A 4,371-nucleotide genomic window follows, 5' to 3' on the forward strand; every position below is an offset into this window, starting at 1 on the left:
ATGGATAATAGATGATTATCTATTGCTTTTATCGAAATATTATGAGTAAATAAACATTGATTTATATTAGAATTTTTTAAAATTATCAATGAGAACAAAAGTATTATAGAATTTTATATGATAGGAAATAATAATGATTAATAAATTTACAATAATTGATGGAAACAATGATTCTCCAGAACTTCAGGATTTACTTCCATTGAAGTTAGTACAATTAGAATGTAAACATATAGCCTATGTAGATAATAAAACTAAAGAACTTCATAAAAATGCTTTAAATGTTGGATATGATAATGATATATTTGGTTCACATAGAACATATACAGATATTTTTGATGAAGTGGGCAGAATACAGAACATGTCGCAAACACCTTGTTTGCGTGCTGTTCGCATTGTAATAACAAATGATGGAAAAGTGTGGTCAGATAATACTCATTGGACTATATCATATTTGTTTAGATATGGAAATGACACAAAATTGAATGATATTCCATTTTATGTTATAGATTTTAGAACTGAAATTCCTACTGTTATAAATTATGATTCTACTTTATTTGATAGCATTGTAGAAGTAAGAAAAGCTATTAGTGCGGCTGCAAGTATTCAAACACGATTGAATATAGGTTGGAGATGTAATGGGCTGCGTTATACAATAGGGGATTTATTTTCAACCCTTGTTAAGTTATAAACTAAAAGAAAGAGAAATTGATAATGGAAAAATACAATATTAGATATGATAAAATATGTGATATTCAAACGAAAATAGATTGTTGTGATGTATCTAGTTCAATAATTAATATATATGGACCATCTGGAACAGGGAAGACCTTTTTAATACAGGAGGCCCTAGAGAAATATTTTGGAGATGATATTAATGCAACAATAATATACTTAAATTTATTGGAAGATATATTATCAAGCACGGCTTTTTGGGATATGCTTTTATTTACTGTATGGAATGGTGGCATTAATGATCGAGAGAATATGTTAAGAATTGATAAAAAATGTTCTTTGTCAAAATATTTACAGCGAAGCATGCGCGGGAAAAAAGTTATTAAAACTTTATTTCAATCAATAACTTCTATTGTCGCATCTATTCCAGTATATAATGCTCAAATAGCGGTTGGTGGGATTAATACCGATAATTCTACTACTTGTATCAGGGATAATGCTGCGATAGAAAAATCTCAGTTAGTTATAAAATATTTTAAGAATATTAGCAAAAAACATAAACTGATACTGATTATTGATAATTATCAGTTTATGAACCCAATAATAAGACGATATTTTGAAACAGCATTAAATCAGATAACAAATAATGTCGCTTTTATTAACATACAAAGAACAGATTATACCAATTATATTCGACCAATGGCATATCAAACTAACTATATTAATATAAAACTTGAAAACTTAAGTAAAGAAGATATATTCAATTTTATATTGAAACCTTTATATCCTAATATTGAGATATTAGATTTAGTGCTGGAAGATTGTTTTGAAAAAACACGTGGTAATTTAAAAGAAATTGATATATACATAAGAGCTAATGATAATAGTACAAGAAAGGGAATTCTCAAAAAAAATTATACAAAGTCTTTAGATAATGCTCTCAATAGTCTACCACAAATACAAAGAGATTTAGTGTTGTTAGCTACCTTATTTCCAGCAGGAATACGTCTAGAATATGTGACGGCCTTAATGAAAAGGCATTTTTATTTAAATGACAATATACTAAATGAAGAATTAAGAAAAATTATCACATTAGGCTATGTAATGCTAAATAGTACCAGAAAAGATTTACTTAAACCATCTCATGATAAGATAGGATTAAGCATAGAAACAATTAACTCAACAGAAGAATTTTTAGAATTTTATTATAATATAGAAAATGGATTAGAGGAATTAGTTCAACAAAAAAAGGAATCAGCAGATTATATATACTTACTCCATTGTTATGTAGGAATATGTGATAGTAAAAGAATTTTAAAGAGTATTAAATACTTAGAAGATTTGATAGCATTAGAATATGATGCATGTTCTTTTCTATATCTTGTTGAATTAACTAAAATGTATATTGATTCAGACGGAAATATATTATTACACATTTCATGTCAATCTATATTAAAGCTTTTAGATGCTTGTCAAAAGACGTGTTCTTTTGAAATATCCTTAAAAGTATTAGAAATTATAAAACTTGGTAATGGTTGGAACGAAAGATTTGGCATTTATTATGTAAAAGTAATGACTCAACTTTATCATTTTGACACAGCATTAAAGGAAATAGAAGTGTTGCCTAATAATAATGAGACGTTAATGTATAAATTAATAATACTAGAACATTTAGGAAAAGAACAAGAAATATCCGGATTATTATCTTCTTTCATGCAAAGTAAAGATAAAGTATATGATAAGTGGTATTATATAATACTAAGAAATACGGCACATTTTTTCCCATATAAGCAGGCGCATCAAAATTTAAATAAATGTCTCGAGTATTTTATCAAGTGTGGAACCGTTTTTGAACAGGCAACTGCACTTAATAATATTTCAGTAATTCAAATTTGGAATGGTGCTGAAACATATAATAGCGCAGAGAATATGATAAAAAAGGCAATAAAAAAATTTAATAATATTGGATCTAACGAAGTATTCGAAGCGTATTATAATTATGGAACACTTAGCTATTTAAAAGGAAATTATCAAAATGCTCTTGAATATTATGACTGTGCATTGGATGATGTTCCACAAACGCTGGTTATGGATGTTACATTATTGTTTGTCAATAAAAAAATATGTGAATGTGCAATTGACCCTGAAAAAATTTCTGATTTAGAAACATTTATTTTACATAGTTTAAATAAATCAGAAATTTTACAAGATCCTTGGGTTAGATTTCAACTAGAATATAATTTAAAAAATATTGAACTTTATAATAAAGGTACATCTGAAGTTGAACCATCAGATATGTTTATGCCTAATTCTAGCAATGGAGTGACCGCTCTAACTGTTTTTGATAGGATACCACTTGGTATGGATAGTATTCCGATATGTCTAAGTTTATCACCTAATTGGCGATATTAGTATCTTTATGATATTTTTCAATTAGATATTCGATTATGTCTTTGTTTACATTGCTGTGTAATAACAAATTAACAATAGAATCGGCCAAATAGGATGTATCTTCATCTGAATAGTTTAAATTAGAAATACATGTGGTCCCAAAACGAATTCCTGATGCAATACGCGGAGAGAGCGAATCAAGAGGAATTTGATTTTTATTTACCAAGATATGATTGTCAAAAAATAACTGCTCAGCTGTACTTCCAGTTAATTTATATGGTGTAACATCAACTAATAATATATGAGTTTTATAATCTTTAGAATAGGTTTGTATTCCATTATTATTTAGCTTACAGCCTATTAATTTAGCGCGGTGTTGAACTCCGGATGCATATTTTTTTATATCCGTATGTGATAACTCAACAAAGCATAATAGTTTGGCAAATTGAATAGATTGTAGTGGTCCCCCTTGTGTAATAGGAAAAACAGAATACGAAATTGATTTATGTAAATTTTTGCTATAAATTAATATACCGCCTTGAGGTCCACGTAAAACTTTTTCTAATGAAAAGGTAACAAAGTCAACATCAGGAAATGGATTGCTGTATAGACCTGCCATTATATATAAAATTGTATGACAAGCATCTACCATTATGTAAGAATTATTATTATGAGCAATTTTCGAAATTAATTTGTAGTCTATATTATTAGGATATGATGACGCTCCTACTACGATTAATTTAGGTTTGTATTTATTGGCTAAATTGGATATTTGTTCATAGTTAATAAGATATTCAGATGTTAAGCCATAATTTATCACTCTAACATTTTTCAAAAATTTGTTATGAGAAATATGCCCACCACTTTTAGGGTCAAGACTTAATACTACATCTCCATCGTTTAATATTGTATTATATACAATTTGATTGGCTTGTGTACCAGAGTGAGGCTGATTGCATACACCATACTCATACTTATCTATGTTTAGCAATTTTAGTACCAACTCTTCAGTATAAAGATCAATATCATCCATACTTTCAAAACTTGGGAAAAATCTTTCCCCTACCGCACCCTCTGTTGGTAACGTAAACATTGGATATTCTTGTGCTTTTAAGACATTGATAAAAGGATAACTGCAACACGCTTCCAAATTAATATAATTATTTTGAACATTATTATATGAATCTATAATTTTATTTACACGATTATATTTATCACCTAAAAAACTTTTTAATAAAAACATACTATACCTCCATTTTAGATAAATAATATTTCGATAAAAGCAATAGATAATCATCTATTATCCAT

3 protein-coding genes are annotated in these 4,371 nt (G+C 27.8%); 2 read left to right on the forward strand and 1 reads right to left on the reverse strand.

Features of this window, described 5'->3' with window-relative positions:
- Positions 1 to 133: 133 nt before the first annotated feature.
- Positions 134 to 688, forward strand: coding sequence for a hypothetical protein (locus N5B56_RS13310; RefSeq protein WP_260979172.1), 555 nt, complete (start codon positions 134 to 136; stop codon positions 686 to 688).
- A 23-nt stretch (positions 689 to 711) separates the two neighbouring features.
- A complete protein-coding gene (locus N5B56_RS13315) occupies positions 712 to 3,084 on the forward strand; it encodes a hypothetical protein (RefSeq protein WP_260979173.1) in 2,373 nt (790 codons plus the stop codon).
- Here N5B56_RS13315 and N5B56_RS13320 read toward each other — a convergent pair.
- Positions 3,068 to 4,306: an aminotransferase class V-fold PLP-dependent enzyme gene (locus tag N5B56_RS13320; protein ID WP_260979174.1), complete on the reverse strand. Its 1,239-nt coding sequence runs from the start codon at positions 4,304 to 4,306 to the stop codon at positions 3,068 to 3,070. The genes N5B56_RS13315 and N5B56_RS13320 overlap by 17 nt on opposite strands.
- Positions 4,307 to 4,371 lie beyond the last annotated feature (65 nt).

The sequence above is a fragment of the Eubacterium album genome (genome assembly GCF_025336545.1).
Lineage (GTDB): Bacteria > Bacillota > Clostridia > Lachnospirales > Lachnospiraceae > Eubacterium_U > Eubacterium_U album.

Coding starts and splice junctions, on each gene's coding strand:
- N5B56_RS13320 (WP_260979174.1), bottom strand. CDS start 4,306: ATGTTTTTATTAAAAAGTTTTTTAGGTGATAAATATAATCGTGTAAAT.
- N5B56_RS13315 (WP_260979173.1), top strand. CDS start 712: ATGGAAAAATACAATATTAGATATGATAAAATATGTGATATTCAAACG.
- N5B56_RS13310 (WP_260979172.1), top strand. CDS start 134: ATGATTAATAAATTTACAATAATTGATGGAAACAATGATTCTCCAGAA.